16 protein-coding genes and 1 tRNA gene are annotated in these 16,719 nt (G+C 52.8%); 5 read left to right on the top strand and 12 right to left on the bottom strand.

Going from position 1 to position 16,719, the window contains the following annotated elements:
- Positions 1 to 172 precede the first annotated feature (172 nt).
- A tRNA-Asn gene (locus tag B5D39_RS13265) sits at positions 173 to 248 on the top strand.
- A 155-nt stretch (positions 249 to 403) separates the two neighbouring features.
- A complete protein-coding gene (locus B5D39_RS13260; RefSeq protein WP_078790942.1) occupies positions 404 to 901 on the top strand; it encodes a ferritin-like domain-containing protein in 498 nt (165 codons plus the stop codon).
- A gap of 82 nt (positions 902 to 983) precedes the next feature.
- Here B5D39_RS13260 and B5D39_RS13255 read toward each other — a convergent pair whose 3' ends face one another.
- Positions 984 to 3,053: a sodium-translocating pyrophosphatase gene (locus tag B5D39_RS13255; protein ID WP_078790941.1), complete on the bottom strand. Its 2,070-nt coding sequence runs from the start codon at positions 3,051 to 3,053 to the stop codon at positions 984 to 986.
- Positions 3,054 to 3,259: 206 nt separating this feature from the next.
- On the opposite strand from B5D39_RS13255, the gene ybgF reads away from it, so the two are divergent.
- The gene (gene ybgF, locus B5D39_RS13250; RefSeq protein ID WP_078790940.1) at positions 3,260 to 4,075 is read left to right on the top strand and encodes a tol-pal system protein YbgF; all 816 of its coding nucleotides are present in this window, start codon (positions 3,260 to 3,262) and stop codon (positions 4,073 to 4,075) included.
- 83 nt (positions 4,076 to 4,158) lie between these two features.
- Here the strand turns inward: ybgF and hisB are convergent, their stop codons facing one another.
- From hisB to B5D39_RS13210, 9 genes are all read right to left on the bottom strand, one after another.
- Positions 4,159 to 4,746, bottom strand: coding sequence for an imidazoleglycerol-phosphate dehydratase HisB (hisB, locus tag B5D39_RS13245; protein WP_078790939.1), 588 nt, complete (start codon positions 4,744 to 4,746; stop codon positions 4,159 to 4,161).
- A gap of 8 nt (positions 4,747 to 4,754) precedes the next feature.
- On the bottom strand, positions 4,755 to 5,168 hold the full coding sequence (locus B5D39_RS13240) for a hypothetical protein (RefSeq protein WP_078790938.1): 414 nt from the start codon (positions 5,166 to 5,168) through the stop codon (positions 4,755 to 4,757).
- Between the two features lie 14 nt (positions 5,169 to 5,182).
- Positions 5,183 to 6,235 (bottom strand): histidinol-phosphate transaminase, encoded by a 1,053-nt coding sequence (gene hisC / locus B5D39_RS13235; protein WP_078790937.1) that lies wholly within the window; start codon positions 6,233 to 6,235, stop codon positions 5,183 to 5,185.
- The gene (gene hisD / locus B5D39_RS13230; protein ID WP_078790936.1) at positions 6,232 to 7,530 is read right to left on the bottom strand and encodes a histidinol dehydrogenase; all 1,299 of its coding nucleotides are present in this window, start codon (positions 7,528 to 7,530) and stop codon (positions 6,232 to 6,234) included. The genes hisC and hisD overlap by 4 nt, the downstream gene beginning before the upstream one ends.
- 18 nt (positions 7,531 to 7,548) lie before the next feature.
- Positions 7,549 to 8,055, bottom strand: a complete 507-nt coding sequence (locus tag B5D39_RS13225) for a nucleotidyl transferase AbiEii/AbiGii toxin family protein (RefSeq protein ID WP_078790935.1) — start codon at positions 8,053 to 8,055, stop codon at positions 7,549 to 7,551.
- Positions 8,036 to 8,209 (bottom strand): hypothetical protein, encoded by a 174-nt coding sequence (locus B5D39_RS17135; RefSeq protein ID WP_167370394.1) that lies wholly within the window; start codon positions 8,207 to 8,209, stop codon positions 8,036 to 8,038. The genes B5D39_RS13225 and B5D39_RS17135 overlap by 20 nt, the downstream gene beginning before the upstream one ends.
- Before the next feature lie 20 nt (positions 8,210 to 8,229).
- Positions 8,230 to 8,871, bottom strand: coding sequence for an ATP phosphoribosyltransferase (hisG, locus tag B5D39_RS13220; protein WP_078790934.1), 642 nt, complete (start codon positions 8,869 to 8,871; stop codon positions 8,230 to 8,232).
- On the bottom strand, positions 8,871 to 10,127 hold the full coding sequence (gene murA, locus B5D39_RS13215) for a UDP-N-acetylglucosamine 1-carboxyvinyltransferase (protein WP_078790933.1): 1,257 nt from the start codon (positions 10,125 to 10,127) through the stop codon (positions 8,871 to 8,873). The genes hisG and murA overlap by 1 nt, the downstream gene beginning before the upstream one ends.
- An 82-nt stretch (positions 10,128 to 10,209) precedes the next feature.
- A complete protein-coding gene (locus tag B5D39_RS13210; protein WP_244161415.1) occupies positions 10,210 to 11,058 on the bottom strand; it encodes a L,D-transpeptidase in 849 nt (282 codons plus the stop codon).
- 492 nt (positions 11,059 to 11,550) lie between these two features.
- Between B5D39_RS13210 and B5D39_RS13205 the strand changes: the two genes are divergently transcribed.
- Both B5D39_RS13205 and B5D39_RS13200 read left to right on the top strand, forming a co-directional pair.
- On the top strand, positions 11,551 to 12,369 hold the full coding sequence (locus B5D39_RS13205; RefSeq protein WP_161947506.1) for a TIGR02285 family protein: 819 nt from the start codon (positions 11,551 to 11,553) through the stop codon (positions 12,367 to 12,369).
- Between the two features lie 14 nt (positions 12,370 to 12,383).
- Positions 12,384 to 14,309: an ATP-binding protein gene (locus B5D39_RS13200; protein WP_139366769.1), complete on the top strand. Its 1,926-nt coding sequence runs from the start codon at positions 12,384 to 12,386 to the stop codon at positions 14,307 to 14,309.
- Between the two features lie 95 nt (positions 14,310 to 14,404).
- Here the strand turns inward: B5D39_RS13200 and glmS are convergent, their stop codons facing one another.
- Both glmS and B5D39_RS13190 read right to left on the bottom strand, forming a co-directional pair.
- Positions 14,405 to 16,234, bottom strand: coding sequence for a glutamine--fructose-6-phosphate transaminase (isomerizing) (glmS, locus tag B5D39_RS13195; RefSeq protein ID WP_078790929.1), 1,830 nt, complete (start codon positions 16,232 to 16,234; stop codon positions 14,405 to 14,407).
- A gap of 5 nt (positions 16,235 to 16,239) precedes the next feature.
- Positions 16,240 to 16,716, bottom strand: coding sequence for a response regulator (locus B5D39_RS13190; protein ID WP_078790928.1), 477 nt, complete (start codon positions 16,714 to 16,716; stop codon positions 16,240 to 16,242).
- Positions 16,717 to 16,719: the final 3 nt, after the last annotated feature.

Here is a 16,719-nt window from a genome sequence, read left to right as displayed (position 1 = left end):
TTATACTGTCTTTTGAAAACAAGTCAAGAAAAAGGCTGCAAATCGTGCACCGTCAGCCAAAAATGCCGACCACCTCACCATCGACCAATGCTCTGTATCAATCAAAAACGACAGAAACACTTTTCGCTTGACTCTACTCGCACGCCTATGATAGAAGAACGGTCTCATTTGTTCCCCAGTAGCTCAGTCGGTAGAGCGGGTGACTGTTAATCACCATGTCCGTGGTTCGAGTCCGCGCTGGGGAGCCATATCATGTCAAAGGAGCAGCCTTACAAGGCTGCTCCTTTTTTATTTCCCTCAATGCACCCGCACCCCACACAAAAAATCACACATCGAGCTTGAAGATTTCCAATTAGCAGGTATAAGCCTTCTCATCAGACTACTAACAGGGAGGGAACAGATCATGGGAAAAGAATATTCAGTTCAAGAGGCCCTAAAACTCGCCATTAAGGCAGAAAAAGACAGCATGGATTTTTATGCCCGAGCAGCATCGGTGGCAAAGAACGAGCGGGCAAAGAAGGTATTGGAAATGTTGGCAGCAGAAGAGGCAACCCATGTAAAACATTTCTTTGATCATTACAAAGGAACCGAGTTTGGCGACCTGCAGAGCTTTATGGCCACCCCGGTTGACACCAAGAACCCCACCTACATGAAGCTTGAAAAGGCGATCAGCGAAGAGATGGGAGAGCAGAAGGCTCTGGAGCTTGCCCTAGTTGAGGAAAAGGACTGTATCGGACAGTACACCCAGCTTGCAGCCGGTGTGGTTGACCCGATGGTTAAGGCAATTTTTGAGCGGGTAGTAAAGGAGACCGAAGGACACTACGCCTTGATTGAGGCGGAATATGCACATATCATGGGGATGGTGAATGACAGCGACATGGATACTTTTGTAAGAGAATAGCCTTAAACCGCTACGCTACAATTAAAAAGCGGCATGGGAAGATTCCCATGCCGCTTTTTGTGTCTTTGAAAGCCTGTAACCGTTACATCAATTTTGCAAGCAACGGAACAATCATCAAGGACACAATGTTGATGATCTTGATCATCGGGTTAACCGCCGGGCCGGCAGTGTCCTTGTACGGGTCACCAACGGTATCACCGGTAACAGCAGCCTTGTGGGCTTCGCCACCTTTACCGCCAAAGTAGCCATCCTCAATATACTTCTTGGCGTTATCCCAGGCGCCACCACCGGTGGTCATAGAGATTGCCACAAAGATACCGGTAACGATAGTACCAACGATCACACCGCCCAGGGCCTTGGGCCCCAGGGTAAAGCCGACAATAATAGGTGCGGCAATCGGAATGATACCGGGGATGATCATCTCTTTCAGAGCAGTTTTGGTGACGATATCAACACAGGCAGCGTAATCAGGCTTGCCGGTGCCTTCCATAATGCCTTTGATTTCGCGGAACTGACGACGGACTTCAACGACGACCGCACCACCAGCCTTGCCAACCGCTTCCATACACTGGGCAGCAAAGTAATAAGGCAGCATGCCACCGATAAAGAGGCCGACAATGATGTAAGGATCAGAAAGGTCAAATGAAATGATTGGCTTGCTGGCCAACGTCAACGCCTGATTCAACTCGTCAACATAAGAAGTAAACAGGATCACCGCAGCCAGACCGGCTGAACCGATGGCATAACCCTTAGTAACCGCCTTGGTGGTATTACCGACAGCGTCAAGTGGATCGGTAACGGCACGAACTGAATCGTCCAGCTCAGCCATCTCGGCGATACCACCGGCGTTATCAGTAATAGGACCGTAAGCATCCATGGCAACAACAATGCCGGTCAAAGACAGCATGGAAACAGCAGCGATGGCGATGCCATACACGCCGGCACATTTGTAGGCCACAATAATTCCAGCTGCAATGACGATAACCGGCGCAGCGGTAGATTTCATGGAAATACCAAGGCCAGCGATGACGTTAGTACCATGACCGGTGGTGGAAGCCTCCGCAATATGCTTAACCGGAGCGTATTCAGTGGAGGTGTAATACTCGGTGATCCAGAAAATGGCACCGGTTACAGCCAGACCCACCAGTGATGTGACAAACAGGTTTGCCGCGCTGAAACTCACACCGGCGGCATTGGTAAGGCCAGCAGGGAACATTTGAGTAGTAACAAAATAGAAGGCGATAGCAGCCAGTACACCGGAAGCGATCAATCCCTTGTAGAGGGCGGGCATGATCTTCTGGCTCCCCCCCAATTTAACGAAAAAGGTACCAATGATTGAGGTAATGATAGAAATTCCACCCAGAATCAATGGATAGCTGACGGCTGCGCCGTTATTGGTAAAGGCGATAGCGCCAAGCAGCATGGCAGCAATCAGAGTTACGGCGTAGGTTTCAAACAGGTCAGCAGCCATACCGGCACAGTCACCGACGTTATCACCAACGTTATCAGCAATAACCGCCGGGTTACGTGGATCATCCTCAGGAATACCAGCCTCAACCTTACCAACCAGGTCAGCGCCGACATCAGCGCCTTTAGTGAAGATACCACCGCCCAGACGGGCAAAGATGGAGATCAGTGAACCACCAAAGCCCAGACCCACCAGTTGGCTGACCACCTCTTTAACAGGCGCACCAGGCATCAGCTTAAGCAGAATAAAGTAGTATCCAGCAACCCCTAAAAGACCCAGACCGACCACCAGCATACCGGTGATGGCACCGCCTTTGAAAGCAACGTCAAGCGCCTTGACAATACCGGACTTGGCAGCTTCAGTGGTACGCACGTTGGCCCGCACTGATACAAACATACCGATAAAACCGGTCAGACCGGAAAAAACAGCCCCGATTGCAAAACCAATGGCTGTCTTCCAACCCAAAGACGCAAACAGCGCAATGAACATAACCACGCCAACCACAGCAATAATGGTGTACTGGCGCTTCATATAGGCACCTGCACCCTCCTGGATCGCTGCTGCGATCTGCTTCATCCGCTCATTGCCCTGGGGCAACCCCAGAATCCATTGCGCCGAGATCAAACCGTAGACAACGGCTGCCACAGCACAGGCCAAGGCGAAATAAATTGCATACTGTTCCATACCAAACCTCCCGAATGTAATAAACGCACCAACGACGTTAATCAGCCAAAACCCAAACGGAAAATTGTTAAAAGAATCCACCTTGTTTGTCAATTGAAAAGTACAAAATCCGTCTATTGCCACCCCAACGGCACGCTTGTCAACACAAGATCGGACATGGTATAAAGTCTCTTCATGTAACGTACGTTCATCCGCAGGGGGCACCTATGAAAGTAGTCTGGATTCTATCTGGCTGTTTGATGGCCGCATTAACAGCCGGCTGCGCTTCAACAGGATCTGTTGAGGCGGTTCGCCGTGATATTGACGAAACCAAAAATCGTATTTACACCATCGAAAAAGACCTGGGCACAGCGCGGGAAGGCGAAAAAACCTTTAAGGCTGATTTTGCCGCACTACGCAAGGGCGATGCTGACCTTCAGGCCAACATTGACAGCCTCAAGTCAGATCTGCAGGTCATGGCTGGTAAACTGGATGATCAAGGTCTTGCTACCAAGAAACCTACTGAAGATCTGGCTCGTTACCGCGAAGACTCTGACCGCCGCATTGTGGCGCTTGAAGACCGGATCGTTAAACTGCAGGTAGCACTGGATGAACTGAACAAGCGGATGAAAGAGGTCGCTCAAGGGGCTGGTTCCACAGGTAAGGAGGCCGGAGCTGACGCCCTGTACCTGAAAGGCCTTGAGGCATTCAAGGCTGGCGACATGCCCAGCGCCCGCACCCAGTTGGCAGGCTTCATTGAAAAAAATGCCGGCCATGATCTGGTACCCAATGCCCGTTACTGGATAGGGGAAACCTATTACGGTGAGAAGAACTATGAGCAGGCTATCCTTGAATTTCAGGAAGTGGTTAAGCAGTATCCCAAAAAGGAAAAGGCACCGGCTGCAATGTTGAAGCAGGCACTTTCCTTCAAGGCGCTAAAGGACCTGAAGAGCACCCAGTACCTGTTAAAACGCCTGATAGCTGATTACCCCAAGAGTGATGAGGCAAAAAAGGCCAAGGTATTATTGAAAGAAGTAAAGTAGGCCTTAAAACTATTGCTACAAAAAAGAGGGGCAGGCCTGAACAGGCTGCCCCTCTTTTTTTCAGATCAATCCGGCTTTAAAAGCTACAGGACACCTTTGGTGGACATAACCCCATGCAGGCGGGAATCCTGGCGGGTAGCGCTATCCAGAGACCTGCCAAACCCTTTAAAACAGGCCTCAATAATATGGTGGACATTCTCTCCATAGAGCAGGTTCAGGTGCAGGTTACAGCCGCAGTTATTGGCAAAGGCCTGAAAAAACTCGCGGGCCAGTTCTGCATCAAACTCACCAACTTTCACCTTGGGCAGATCTACATTATAGACCAGATAGGGACGTCCTGAGAGATCAACGGTCACATCCGCCAAGGTCTCATCCATTGGAATCCGAGCGGTACCGTAACGGACAATCCCCTTTTTATCCCCCAGAGCCTGACGAAACGCCTCACCCAGCACAATACCGATATCCTCAACCGTGTGGTGGAAGTCGATATCAATATCCCCCTGGGCCTCTACGGTCAGATCAAACAGGCCATGGCGGGCAAACAGGTGCAGCATATGATCAAGAAACGGAACCGTAGTACGGATAGCCGACAGGCCGGTGCCGTCAATGGTCAGTTTAAGGTGAATCCTTGTTTCCGAAGTACTGCGATCAATCTCTGCTGTTCGCTTCATAACACTCCTCACTTGCTACCATTTGCTCCTACCAGATCAAACTTGTTCAGCGGATGCCCGGTCACCAACATCGCCTTCTTTTCCTTACTGTCCCAGATGGAAAGGTACCCCTTCCAGCCTTTTTCAGTCAGCAGCTCCTTGATGTTATTAAGCACTTCCGGGGGCGGCTCTGAATGAAAGGCGTTGTAGCCGGTGTAGCCTCCCGGCGGGATCAGGCGGTAAGCCCCAAACCCCTGGGCCTCATTCCGTTTCATCAGTACGGATTCGCCGTTTTCCTCCCAGCGATGTTCTTCATACACGGTCCAGCCACAGATCGGACACATAATCCGGCGGGAACTAAAGCGCCCCCAGGCCTCGGTATCAATCCGTGAATAGTTAAAATGACATTGGCCACAACGGGTGTGCATCTCAGAAAGCTGCATGCTACTCCTCCTTGTTAACCGATATCCCTGAGCGCACTCAGGGTCTGCTCTATCTCTTCACGGGTGCCGATTGAAATCCGCAGACCATGACTAAGCAATGGATCACTGAAATGACGCACCAAAATTTTACGCGCATACAGGCCATCATAGACCCGCCGCCCATTCCGGTCCGGTGGCGATGCAAAAACAAAGTTCCCAGCTGATTCTAATACCGCATATCCCAAAGATTGCAACTCTGTTACAAAAAACTGCCGGGTAGCCACCACCTGCTCACACCGCTTTTTGAAATAGTCCTGATCCTGCAGCGCAGCAACACAAGCGGCCTGGGCCAGACGATCCAGGTTGTAGTGATCACGAATTTTATCCAAAGCAGCGATGATTTCAGGCCGGGCAATTGCCAGACCAAGCCGCATGCCAGCCAGGGCATAGCTCTTGGACAAGGTACGGGTAACCACTACATTGGGGTACCGTCTGACCAGATCAAGGGCATTGCAGTCGTTGAAATCGGCATAGGCTTCATCCACTACCAGCAGACCATCGCAGCGGGTGGCCAACTCCTCCACATAGGCAAGCGGAAAAGCAAAGCCCAGCGGTGAGTTGGGGGTGGTCAGAAAGAACAGCTTGCCGCTGTAGCGCTCTGGAAAATCAGCAATCCTGAAGTCCTCAGTCAGACCAAAGGTGCGGACTTTAGCGCCCTGAATCTCGGCCAGGGTGGCGTAGTAGGAGTAGGAAGGATGCACATACGCGATCTCCTCCCCTTCTCCGGCACAGGCACGAATCAGGTTATTCAACACCTCATCAGAGCCATTGGCCATGATGATCCAGGAAGGATCAAAACCGTACAGTTCTGCCGCAGCCTGACGTAGCTTTTCACTGGAGGCGCTGGGGTAGGTCCGCAGCAGTGCAGCATCATCACCCAGCTCAGCCAGAATCGCCTCTTTTACCTTTGGCGATGGCGGATAGGGGTTCTCATTGGTGTTCAGCTTGATCCAGGAGGCGATGTCAGGTGGCTGAAAGCCAGGCACGTAGCCTGCCATGGATGCGATGGGGGGGCGTAGTGGACTCATTTACCATCCTCCAACCGCAGACTGACCGACCTCGCATGGGCCTCCAGCCCTTCCAGCCCGGCAATCTGTACGATCCGACTACCCAGCCGTTTCAGCCCCTGCTCAGAGAAGCTGATAATGGAGGATTTCTTGACAAAGTCATCCACAGAGAGCGGTGAGAAGAAGCGGGCAGTACCGCCAGTGGGCAGGGTATGGTTGGGACCGGCCAGATAATCTCCGGCTGCCTCCGGGGTCCAGTGGCCCATGAAGATGGCGCCGGCATTGTCGATCAACGGCAGCAGGCCGAATGGGTCGGCCACAGCCAGTTCAAGGTGTTCAGGTGCGATTCGGTTAGAAAATGCTGCAGCCTCTTCAATCGAGCCTGCCACGATCACAGCACCAAACTTATCCCATGAAGCCCGTGCAATGGACTCGCGGGAGAGCAGTGCCAGCTGGCGCTCTACCTCGGCGACGACCTTTTCACCAAAACCACGGTCCGTAGTGATCAGGATCGAGGAAGCCAGTTCATCGTGCTCGGCCTGTGACAGCAGATCAGCTGCAATGTGGGCTGGATTGCCGGAGCCATCATTGATCACCAGGATCTCACTGGGACCAGCGATCATGTCAATCCCCACCTGACCAAAGACCAGCTGTTTGGCAGTGGCCACATAGATATTACCCGGCCCGGTGATCTTATCCACCTTGGGAATACTGGCAGTGCCATAGGCCAGGGCAGCCACGGCCTGGGCACCGCCAACCCGGAAGATCCGATCCACGCCAGCAAGTTTTGCTGCAGCCAGCACAGCCGGATTGATCTCATTACCCGGTGTGGGGCAGACCATGATGATCTCTTTGACCCCGGCCACCTTGGCCGGCACGGCGTTCATGATCACGCTGCTGGGGTAGCTGGCCTTGCCACCCGGCACATAGATGCCAACCCGATTCAATGGGGTTACCTTCTGGCCCAGCAGGATATCGCTTTCTTCGGTTGAGAGCCAGGTCTGCTGCTTCTGTTTTTCATGGAAGCGGGCCACCCGCTCAACCGCCAGTTGCAGGGCAGCCAGATCATCGGCAGGTACGGCGGCCATGGCTGCCTCGATCTCGGCTGAACTGATCTCAAGCCCAGCGGCATCGGCCAGCCCCAGACGATCAAAACGGTTGGTGTACTCCAGCAGGGCATCATCACCACTGCTGCGGATATCCTTGATAATCCCTTGCACCACCTCAGTCACCTGCAGCGAGGTCTCCTCGCCACGGGTCAGGATGGCAGCAAAGCGGGTATCAAAATCAGTGTCATTGATATCAAGAAACAGCACGATGAAACTCCTGTAATCTTATTGTGTCAGTGCAACTTTATAACGAGCTGCCAGCTCTCCTAATAGCGCGCGGTTTACCAGCCCAGAGGCAAGCAGTTCCTCTACATCAAGCAGGTCTTGGGGGCCTCCGGCCTTAAGTTTGAGAATAATCAGAAATTCTGGCGAAACTACAGGCACCGTTTTCCCTGCAATATCTATTGCGATACTCTGCCGTATTGCCTCTGCTTCATATGCCTTGGTGGCGATCAGTAGATCAACAGCATCGGCGCGGATAAGATAGGGAACCGGATCGTCATAATCTCCACGTCGCAGCTCGGCATGCAAACCGGCATCACAGAAAGCCGTTACTATTTGCTGAAGTTTGTCGGTATCCACAAGTATCAGCAGATCAATATCTCTCGTTGCGCGCGGCGTACTCCAGGCAGAAACAGCCAGTCCCCCAATCAACGTAAAGCCGCTGATACAACCAGTGTCGCGCAGACCAGACAACAGCTCAATAACGGTATCAAGCTTTTGCAGCAGCACGTTCTTTCTCCAAAGCCAGTCGTGCAGCATTACTCAGCAACAGACAGATATCAGACAGCTCGAGAGCGATCAGCAGGCGTTCAGCCGGAGTTTTTCCGGACATTTCCTTACGCTGCTCATTCCGGTTTTGCTCTATCAAGATAGAGGTCGCCATAAAAACTCCATTCACCCCAGTTAGCTGATAACCCTTTCCAGCCCGTCGATAATCCCGCGAATCCGCTGGTGCTTGGTCTTGAGCGAGGCCCGGTTCACCACCAGGCGGGTGGTAATCTCAGCAATGGTCTCTACTTCCACCAGACCGTTCTGACGCAGTGTTTCACCGGTGGAGACCAGATCCACAATCCGCTCCGAAAGCCCCACTAACGGCCCCAGTTCGATGGAACCGTACAGCTTGATGATCTCGGCCTGCACCCCTTTGGAGGCAAAGTACTTCTCTGCCACATGGGGATATTTGGTGGCCACCCGGATATGGGACCAGCGGCCAGGATCATCACTTTTGGCCAGATTAACCGGCTCTGCCACCATCATCCGGCAGTAACCGAACTTGAGGTCCAACGGCTCGTAAAGATCCTTGTCCTGCTCCAGCAGGGTATCCTTACCCACAATCCCCAGGTCGGCACAGCCGTATTCCACGTAGGTGGGGACATCGGTGGCCCGTACAATCAAGGCCCGTAGGTTCTGTTCAGGGTATTCAAAAATCAGCTTGCGGGAATCCTCCAGCATGGTTTCCAGATGGATGCCGATCTTTGCAAACAGCTCAATCGACTCGGTCAGGATACGCCCCTTGGGAATAGCAATCGTCAGTTGATTATTCATTATTCAGGCACCCGCTTGATATCTGCTCCCAGACCGGCAAGCTTGGTTTCGATCTGTTCATAGCCGCGATCCAGGTGGTAGATGCGCTGGATCTCGGTGGTTCCTTCCGCTGCCAGACCGGCAAGCACCAGACAGGCCGAGGCCCGCAGGTCGGTTGCCATGACCGGCGCACCGGACAGTTTCTTGACCCCTTTGACCGTGGCTGAGTTACCTTCTACCGTAATATCAGCACCAAAGCGCTGCAGCTCGGAAACGTGCATGAAACGATTTTCAAAGATGTTCTCCGAGATCACACTGGCACCCTCTGCCACACACATCAAGGCCATAAACTGAGCCTGCATGTCAGTTGCAAATCCGGGATAGGGGCGAGTCTTGATATTAACCGCCTGTGGTCTGCGTGGGCCTTTCACTCGCACAACGTCGTTGCGGTTGGTGATCTCCACCCCGGCATCCATCAGCTTGAAGGTCAGGGCATCCAGATGCTCCAGCTTCATCCCCTTAATCTTCACATCACCGCCGGTGATCGCTGCTGCGCACATAAAGGTGCCAGCCTCAATCCGGTCCGGCATCACCTCATAGGCAGCCGGGGTCAATTCGGATACCCCCTGAATACGGATCGTGTCAGTACCAGCCCCTTCAATCTTGGCCCCCATCCGGTTCAGGTAATCAGCCAGGTCAGCGATCTCAGGCTCACGGGCAGCGTTTTCCAGAATACTTTCACCTTTGGCAATGGCAGCTGCCATCATCAGATGTTCAGTGCCACCCACGGTGGAGACATCAAAGTTAATCCGGGCGCCCTTCAGCCCTTTCTTGGCAATCGCCTCAACATAGCCATGCTCAAGCGTGATCTCGGCGCCCAATGCCTTGAGGCCTTTCAGGTGTTGATCAATCGGGCGGGCACCGATGGCACAACCACCGGGCAGAGAGACCCGTGAGCGGCCAAAACGGGCCAACAGCGGTCCCAGCACCAGCACCGAGGCCCGCATGGTCTTGACCAGATCATAGGTTGCCTCAACGGTGTTAATGGTACCGGCATCAATCCGCATGGTATTCTCGTGACGTTCAATGGTTGCGCCCAAAGATTCCAGCAGTTTTGCCGTGGTGGTGATGTCACGCAGACGGGGAACATTGGTGATGGTGCTGGCGCCGGGAGCCAGGGCAGCAGCGATACAGATCGGCAGGGAGGCGTTCTTTGAGCCGCTGACCGTTACTTCGCCCTTCAGCTTCCTGCCGCCGTTAATAATCAGTTTATCCACAGATAGGTGCCTCGAATTGAAATAAAATAACGTGTCATACTAGCCTAGTACAAGCGCCAGGAAAAGAAAAAACACCAACAACTTAGCGGTACACCGGCAGGGTGCCTCGCACCTCAAGCACCGGGCCATTATCAATCTCTTCAAAATCGCCATAATCATCGCCGTATTCACTGTCAGGGACCGCCCACTCATACATCTTGCGAGAGTCCACCAGAACCGGCTCTTCCGGCATACCAAAGGTACGTTCCTGCATCTCTTCATCATACAGGCCGACGCAACCGTGGGAAGCCGGTCGCCCTGGCAGATCACGGGCATGGATATAGTAGCCGATATTTTTTTCATCAATATGAAAACGCAGGGCATAGTCCATCGGATACTGATCCCCCTCTTCACCGTTGATCTTATAGAGCGAAGAGGTATGGGTCTGATGGCGAGCATCAATCCTGAAGGTGCCAACCGGGGTTTCTGTGCCAGCCTTACCGGTGGCTGCAGGCATGGAAAACTTCAGCACACCCCGTTCATAGGCGCCGATCCACTGTTCAGTCAGATCCAGCAGAATATACTTACGATGGGCCTTTGCCTCAGGAAGTTCCTTTGGCAACGGCGTATAACCACGAATATCCTCCATCCGCTCCGGTTCCTTGATGGTCATGCCGGGATAGACATGCCGCCGATCAACCCGGTTGAAACGGGCCACCCAGATCCAGTCCTTGCCGTAAAGCGATTCAAGGGTCTCATGGGGACGAATAAAGCGAGGATGCCAACGCATCCCTTTCTGGCTAGGATACTCAATCCGGGACAGATCTTCCTGCGCCTTGTCCGTTGGGGAGGCGGCAGGGGGATCAACCGCGTCTATCTCCCAGATCAGCCAGCCGCCGGTTATCAGCGCAGTAAAAAAAGCCACCAGCACCAGCCGATGGCTCAAACGCATTTGCGACCTTTTATTAAAATTAGAAACGACTGACTCCATAACTATCTGCACTTTTCTGGTTCATCAGGTTTTATCAAAACACTCAAGTCAGAAACGGGAAACAACTGGTAAGTTTTCGATCAACAATCAAGTGGGAGTTGGAAGTTGAATCAGGGACCAGCCACTCTAAAATTTCAAACATCTCGTGGCAGTATATAGACGTTGTTTCCAGTTTTCAACTGCTGCTTTCCTGCTTTCTACGTGTAGCCCGCTTGTATGAATTATGTCCGGCTTCATAAACCGCTTTGAATTGTGTAGGGGCGTCTATCAAAACCCGCAAAAACTGCCCTGCCCACCGGTTCGAGCAGTTTTTAAATTTTGTGGTACACTTATACGGCAGCTCATTTCTGCTGGTTGTGACAGTCGCAGCTACCAAGGCAAGGGGAGACGATGCGCAACGTGATGCGACACACCTGGTCAACACCAAGCTCTTGTTTTCTCTTTTTGTTCATCATGTTTCTGCTGGTTTCGACAGCTGTGCGCCCTGTTCAGGCCAAAGAAACCCTGGTCTGGAGCGTGATCGATTTCCCGCCGTTCCAGATTCTTGACGGGACATACGCAGCCAGTGGCAGCTTTGACGGGGAACTGCAGACGCTTATCGACAACATGCCGGACTTTGACCACAAAATTACACGCATGAGTTTTGCCAGGCGGAAACAGGAGTTTCTCAGGGGAACTAATATCTGTACGCCTGGAATTTTTTTAGCGCCGGCCAAAGAATTGAATTTGGCGATATCAAAACCGGCGCTGACACACCTGGACAACCGGATCATCTTTCTGAAAAACAAGGCTGCTCTGTTTGGCAGGGAAAACCCGATTGTGCTGGAAGCACTGTTTAAGCGTAAGGATCTGGTTGGAGGGATTATGGCCGGACGCTCCTATGCACCCAATATTGATCCAGTCATCCAGCGCTACAAGGATAGCCCCAATCTGGTTATTAGGACCTTAACAGGAGATCAGCTGTTTCAGATGATGCAGAATGGCGACCTGGACTACCTGATCATGTTTTCTCACGAGGCTGCATTTCAGAACATCCGTATGGGGCTGAACGACATGCCGCTGAACCGTTCGATTGCCGGAACGCCGCCGTATCTTTACACCTATGTCGCATGTACGGGAAATGACTGGGGGCGGTCTGTCATCAAAAAGGTTAATACGGTTCTGGATCGAGAGCGGGCCAAAAAGTCCTACCAACAGTTTTCAGAACGCTGGTACCCGCAGGAAGACCGTAAAAAGGTACGTCGTTATTATCCGCACATGCTCAAAGAGTGAAAGGCCAGAGACTGATGCAGCGGCTTACAAACCTTGCAGGACGATTATTTAAGCTGGTATTCGGCTGGTACCTGGTACTGGCAATCGCGGTAACGTGCAGCCAACTGGCACTGGAATATGCCACGATTCAGACAACCATCTCCTCTGACCTGGTTGCGTTGGGCCGTTCATTTGCTCCTGCTGTCTCTGATGCGATCTGGACCTACGACCGTACACTGCTGGACTCCCTGGCCAAAGGTATCCGCCAGACAGCAATCATTACCGGTGTCAAGATTGAAAACCACGCCGGCGAGGTCATCGCCTCAGATGGAGAGGTCCCCCCGGATTCCGCCCTACAGGGCAAGAGATGGTTAGCGCCCTATCAAAAACATGAACTGCCATTATGGTCAAAATGTGTTGTCGAAGGGCACGCCCCCCACGCACTGGGCAGGTTGGTACTCTACTCAAACCGTGACGTAGCCGTTGAACGGGTCAAGTACAGTTTTCTGGTTATCCTGATCAACTCGCTTATTAAAACCGCAGGCCTATGGCTGATCTTTTACTGGGTGATCACCAGACGCCTGTCTCGGCCGCTGACAGCACTTGCTGCAACCGTGTCACAACTGGATCTGAAAGAGCATGAAAACAAGCCGCAACGGCTTGAATATCCCTACAACGACGAGATCGGGCAGTTGGTCAGTGCTCTGAACGAGATGCGCAGCAGGCTCGCTGCATCCCATTCAGAGCTTGAACAGAAAATTGCTGACCGTACCGCTGACCTGAAAGCAGCCACGGCTCAGGCAGAGGCTGCCAACCAGGCAAAAAGCAGCTTTTTGGCCAACATGAGCCATGAAATCCGTACGCCTATGAATGGTGTGATGGGGATGGTGGAGCTGTTGCGTTTTAGTGAGTTGACACCGGAACAGCAGGAATATCTGGATGCCATCGCACTGTCTTCTGAAAACCTGCTCAGCATCATCAACGACATCCTTGACCTGTCCAAGATTGAAGCAGGGAAGGTAGAACTGGAATATGCCGATTTTTCATTGCAGCGCTGTTTAAAAGAGGTGCTTGCAATGCAAACTTCCAAGATATCCAACAAGGGATTGAGTTACAATTGCCAGGTGGCGCCGGAGCTTGGTGGTCTTTTCACAGGAGATCAGTTACGGATAAAACAGATCCTGCTCAATCTGCTTTCCAATGCCATAAAATTTACCGAGCGCGGAATGATCACCATTAAGGCTGAATTGATGCATTATCAAGACAATCAGGCGCTTGTATGCATAACGGTATCCGACACCGGTATCGGCATGTCACAAGAGGCGTTGGCCAAAGTATTTGATCCATTTACCCAGGCTGATGCCAGCACCACCCGTAGATTTGGCGGCACCGGCCTCGGTCTTACCATCTGCTGCCAGCTGGCGGCGTTGATGAGAGGATACGTCTGGGCTGAAAGTGAAGAGGGAAGAGGCAGCCAATTCCACCTGGAACTACCTCTTATGGTATCGGAACACGCTGAGGCATTCTCCTCCCGGCAGCTCGCATCGGCTCTTGAACTGCCAACCGCACCACTTACTATCCTGCTTGCTGAGGACAATCCACTTAATCAGCGCACCGCTGAATTGTTGCTGCAAAAGTTAGGCTGTTATTCGCTGTGTGCCGACAATGGCAAAACGGCAGTCGCCATCTGGCAGCAGGGGGGCATTGATCTGATTCTGATGGATATTCAGATGCCGGAGATGAACGGCATTGAGGCACTGCAGGCGATCCGCGCACAAGAGGCTGAAACTGGCGGACACACACCGGTGATCGCGCTTACCGCCGATGCGGTGAAAGGGACCGAAGAACGACTGATCGCAGAAGGCTTTGACGGCTATTTGAGCAAACCATTCCTGGCCCGCGCACTTGTAGCAGAGATTCAAAGAGTGACCTCCGCTTTAAGCGATCCACCTAACGTATAAAATGGCCTGCGTTTTCTATGCGCTATCCTATGCCTGTGATCATGTTCTCTTGCATGCAATCATTGCAGCGGCCAGTGACAATCACAAGAGCCTCGTTACTCCACTGTAACGCTCTTGGCCAGGTTCCTTGGCTGATCAACATCAGTCCCCTTCAACACGGCAATATGGTAGGCCAGCAACTGCAGCGGCACTGACAGCAGAATCGGATCAAGGTCATCACTGAGTTCAGGCAGTTCCAGTGTTGCCTCAGCCTTGTCCTGTACCTCATGATCGCCTGCACTGCAGAGGGCGATCACGCGACCGCTACGGGCAATGACCTCTTCCATGTTAGAGACCGTCTTTTCATAGGTGCTGTTCTTTGGCACCAGCACCACCACCGGCACATGCTCATCAATCAGGGCGATCGGTCCATGCTTCATCTCACCAGCGGGATAGCCTTCTGCATGGATATAGGAGATCTCCTTCAGCTTCAGCGCCCCCTCCAGAGCAATCGGGAAGTTTCTGCCCCTGCCCAGATAGAGGAAATCGCGGGCATTCATATACTGACGGGCAATCTTCTCAGTCTGCTCATTCAGCTTCAGGGCCTGTTCCAGCAGTTCCGGTACCTTCTTCAGATCAGCAATCATCTGCTGGCCCTGTGCCACATTCAAACGGCCAATGGCCCGGCCAAGACGGATAGTGAACAGGTACAGCGCCGTCAGCTGGGTCACAAAGGCCTTGGTGGAGGCCACCCCGATCTCTGGTCCAGCATGGGTGTAGATCACTCCGGCAGCGTCACGGGCAATGGAGGAATCCAGCACATTGCAGATGGCCAGGTTCATAGCCCCCAGCTTCTTGGCTTCGCGCAGTGCGGCCAGGGTATCGGCGGTTTCACCTGACTGGGAGATGACCATCACCAGCGTCTTGTCATCAATCACCGGGCTGCGATAGCGGAATTCAGAGGCGATATCAATCTCAACCGGAATACGGCAGTGCCCTTCGATCAGAAATTTACCGGTCAGGGCAGCATGCCAGGAGGTACCGCAGGCCACAATCACCATCCGCTGTACGGTCTGCAGGGTGGCATCATCATAGCCCAGGTCTTCAAGGTAGACATCCCCCAGTTGTTCCTGCAACCGTCCGGCAATGGTATCCCGCACCGCCCGGGGCTGTTCGTGGATCTCCTTCAGCATGAAATGCTTGTAACCACCTTTTTCTGCCATCAGAGGAGACCAGTCAATATGGCGGGCCTTCTTCTCAAGCGTGGCTCCGGCAATGGTGGAGAAGCGGGCTGTCTGGTTGCTAAAGACCGCCATCTCACCATCCTCCATAAAGACCATCTCACGGGTATGGGCCAGGATAGCCGGTATGTCTGAGGCCACAAAGAACTCGCCCTGCCCCAGACCAACCACCATCGGTGAGCCGACCTTGGCAGCAATCAGGGTGTCAGGCTGATCCTTGCAGAGGATGCAGACTGCAAAGGCCCCCTGCAGCTCCTGCAGGGCGGTACGGACTGCTGCCTCAAAGGACCCGGCAGTCTTCAACCGTTCATCAACCAGATGGGCAATCACTTCAGTATCAGTCTGACTGGAGAACTCATGGCCGGCGGCCTTCAACTGTTCCTTCAGGCTCAGGTAATTTTCAATAATGCCGTTATGTACGACGACAACCGGACCGGACGTATGGGGGTGGGCATTGATTTCAGAAGGACGACCATGGGTGGCCCAGCGGGTGTGGCCAATGCCTATTGTCCCCTTCAGCGGCTGCTCCCGTAACAGCTTTTCCAGGTTAAGCAATTTACCTTCACTGCGGCGGATCGCAATACCATCCGGCTGCAGCGTGGCAATACCGGCAGAATCATAACCACGATATTCCAGCTTACGCAGCCCTTCAAAGATGATCGGGGTTGCTTCCTGTTCTCCAATATAGCCAACAATACCGCACATAAGTTTTATGCCTTTCCGTTAATATCCGGCACCTGCACCACCATCAGGAACAGTCCCAGTCGATGCAGCATCTCTGAAAAGCGATCATAATCCACCGGCTTGGTAATATAGCAGCTGCAACCCAGTTCATAGCAGTTCTGCACTTCACGGGGATCATCGGTGGTGGTCAGCATGATCACCGGCATCTTGTGCAGTTCCGGCGTGAGCTTAATCCGACGCAGCACCTCCACCCCATCCACCCTGGGCATCCTGATATCCAGTAGCAGCAGATAGGCGGCGCCGCTCTGACGGGTTTCCGGTGTGTCTGGCGTCCCGGCCAGGAAGTCAAGCGCCTCCTGGCCATCCCGAAAACGGATGATCTGATTGGTAAGCCCTGCTTCTCGCAGGTTATCAATGATCAGTTCAGCATGGCCGTCATCATCCTCGGCGATCAGGACAGTGACCTCATTTTTAGCAAGTTTTTCCATGAGCGTCTGCAACATCCT

It is taken from the genome of Trichlorobacter thiogenes (assembly GCF_900167465.1).
In the GTDB taxonomy this organism is placed as follows: Bacteria; Desulfobacterota; Desulfuromonadia; order Geobacterales; family Pseudopelobacteraceae; genus Trichlorobacter; species Trichlorobacter thiogenes.
Note: the sequence above shows the minus strand (reverse complement) of the source record. Positions and strands in the feature narration are given on the sequence as shown.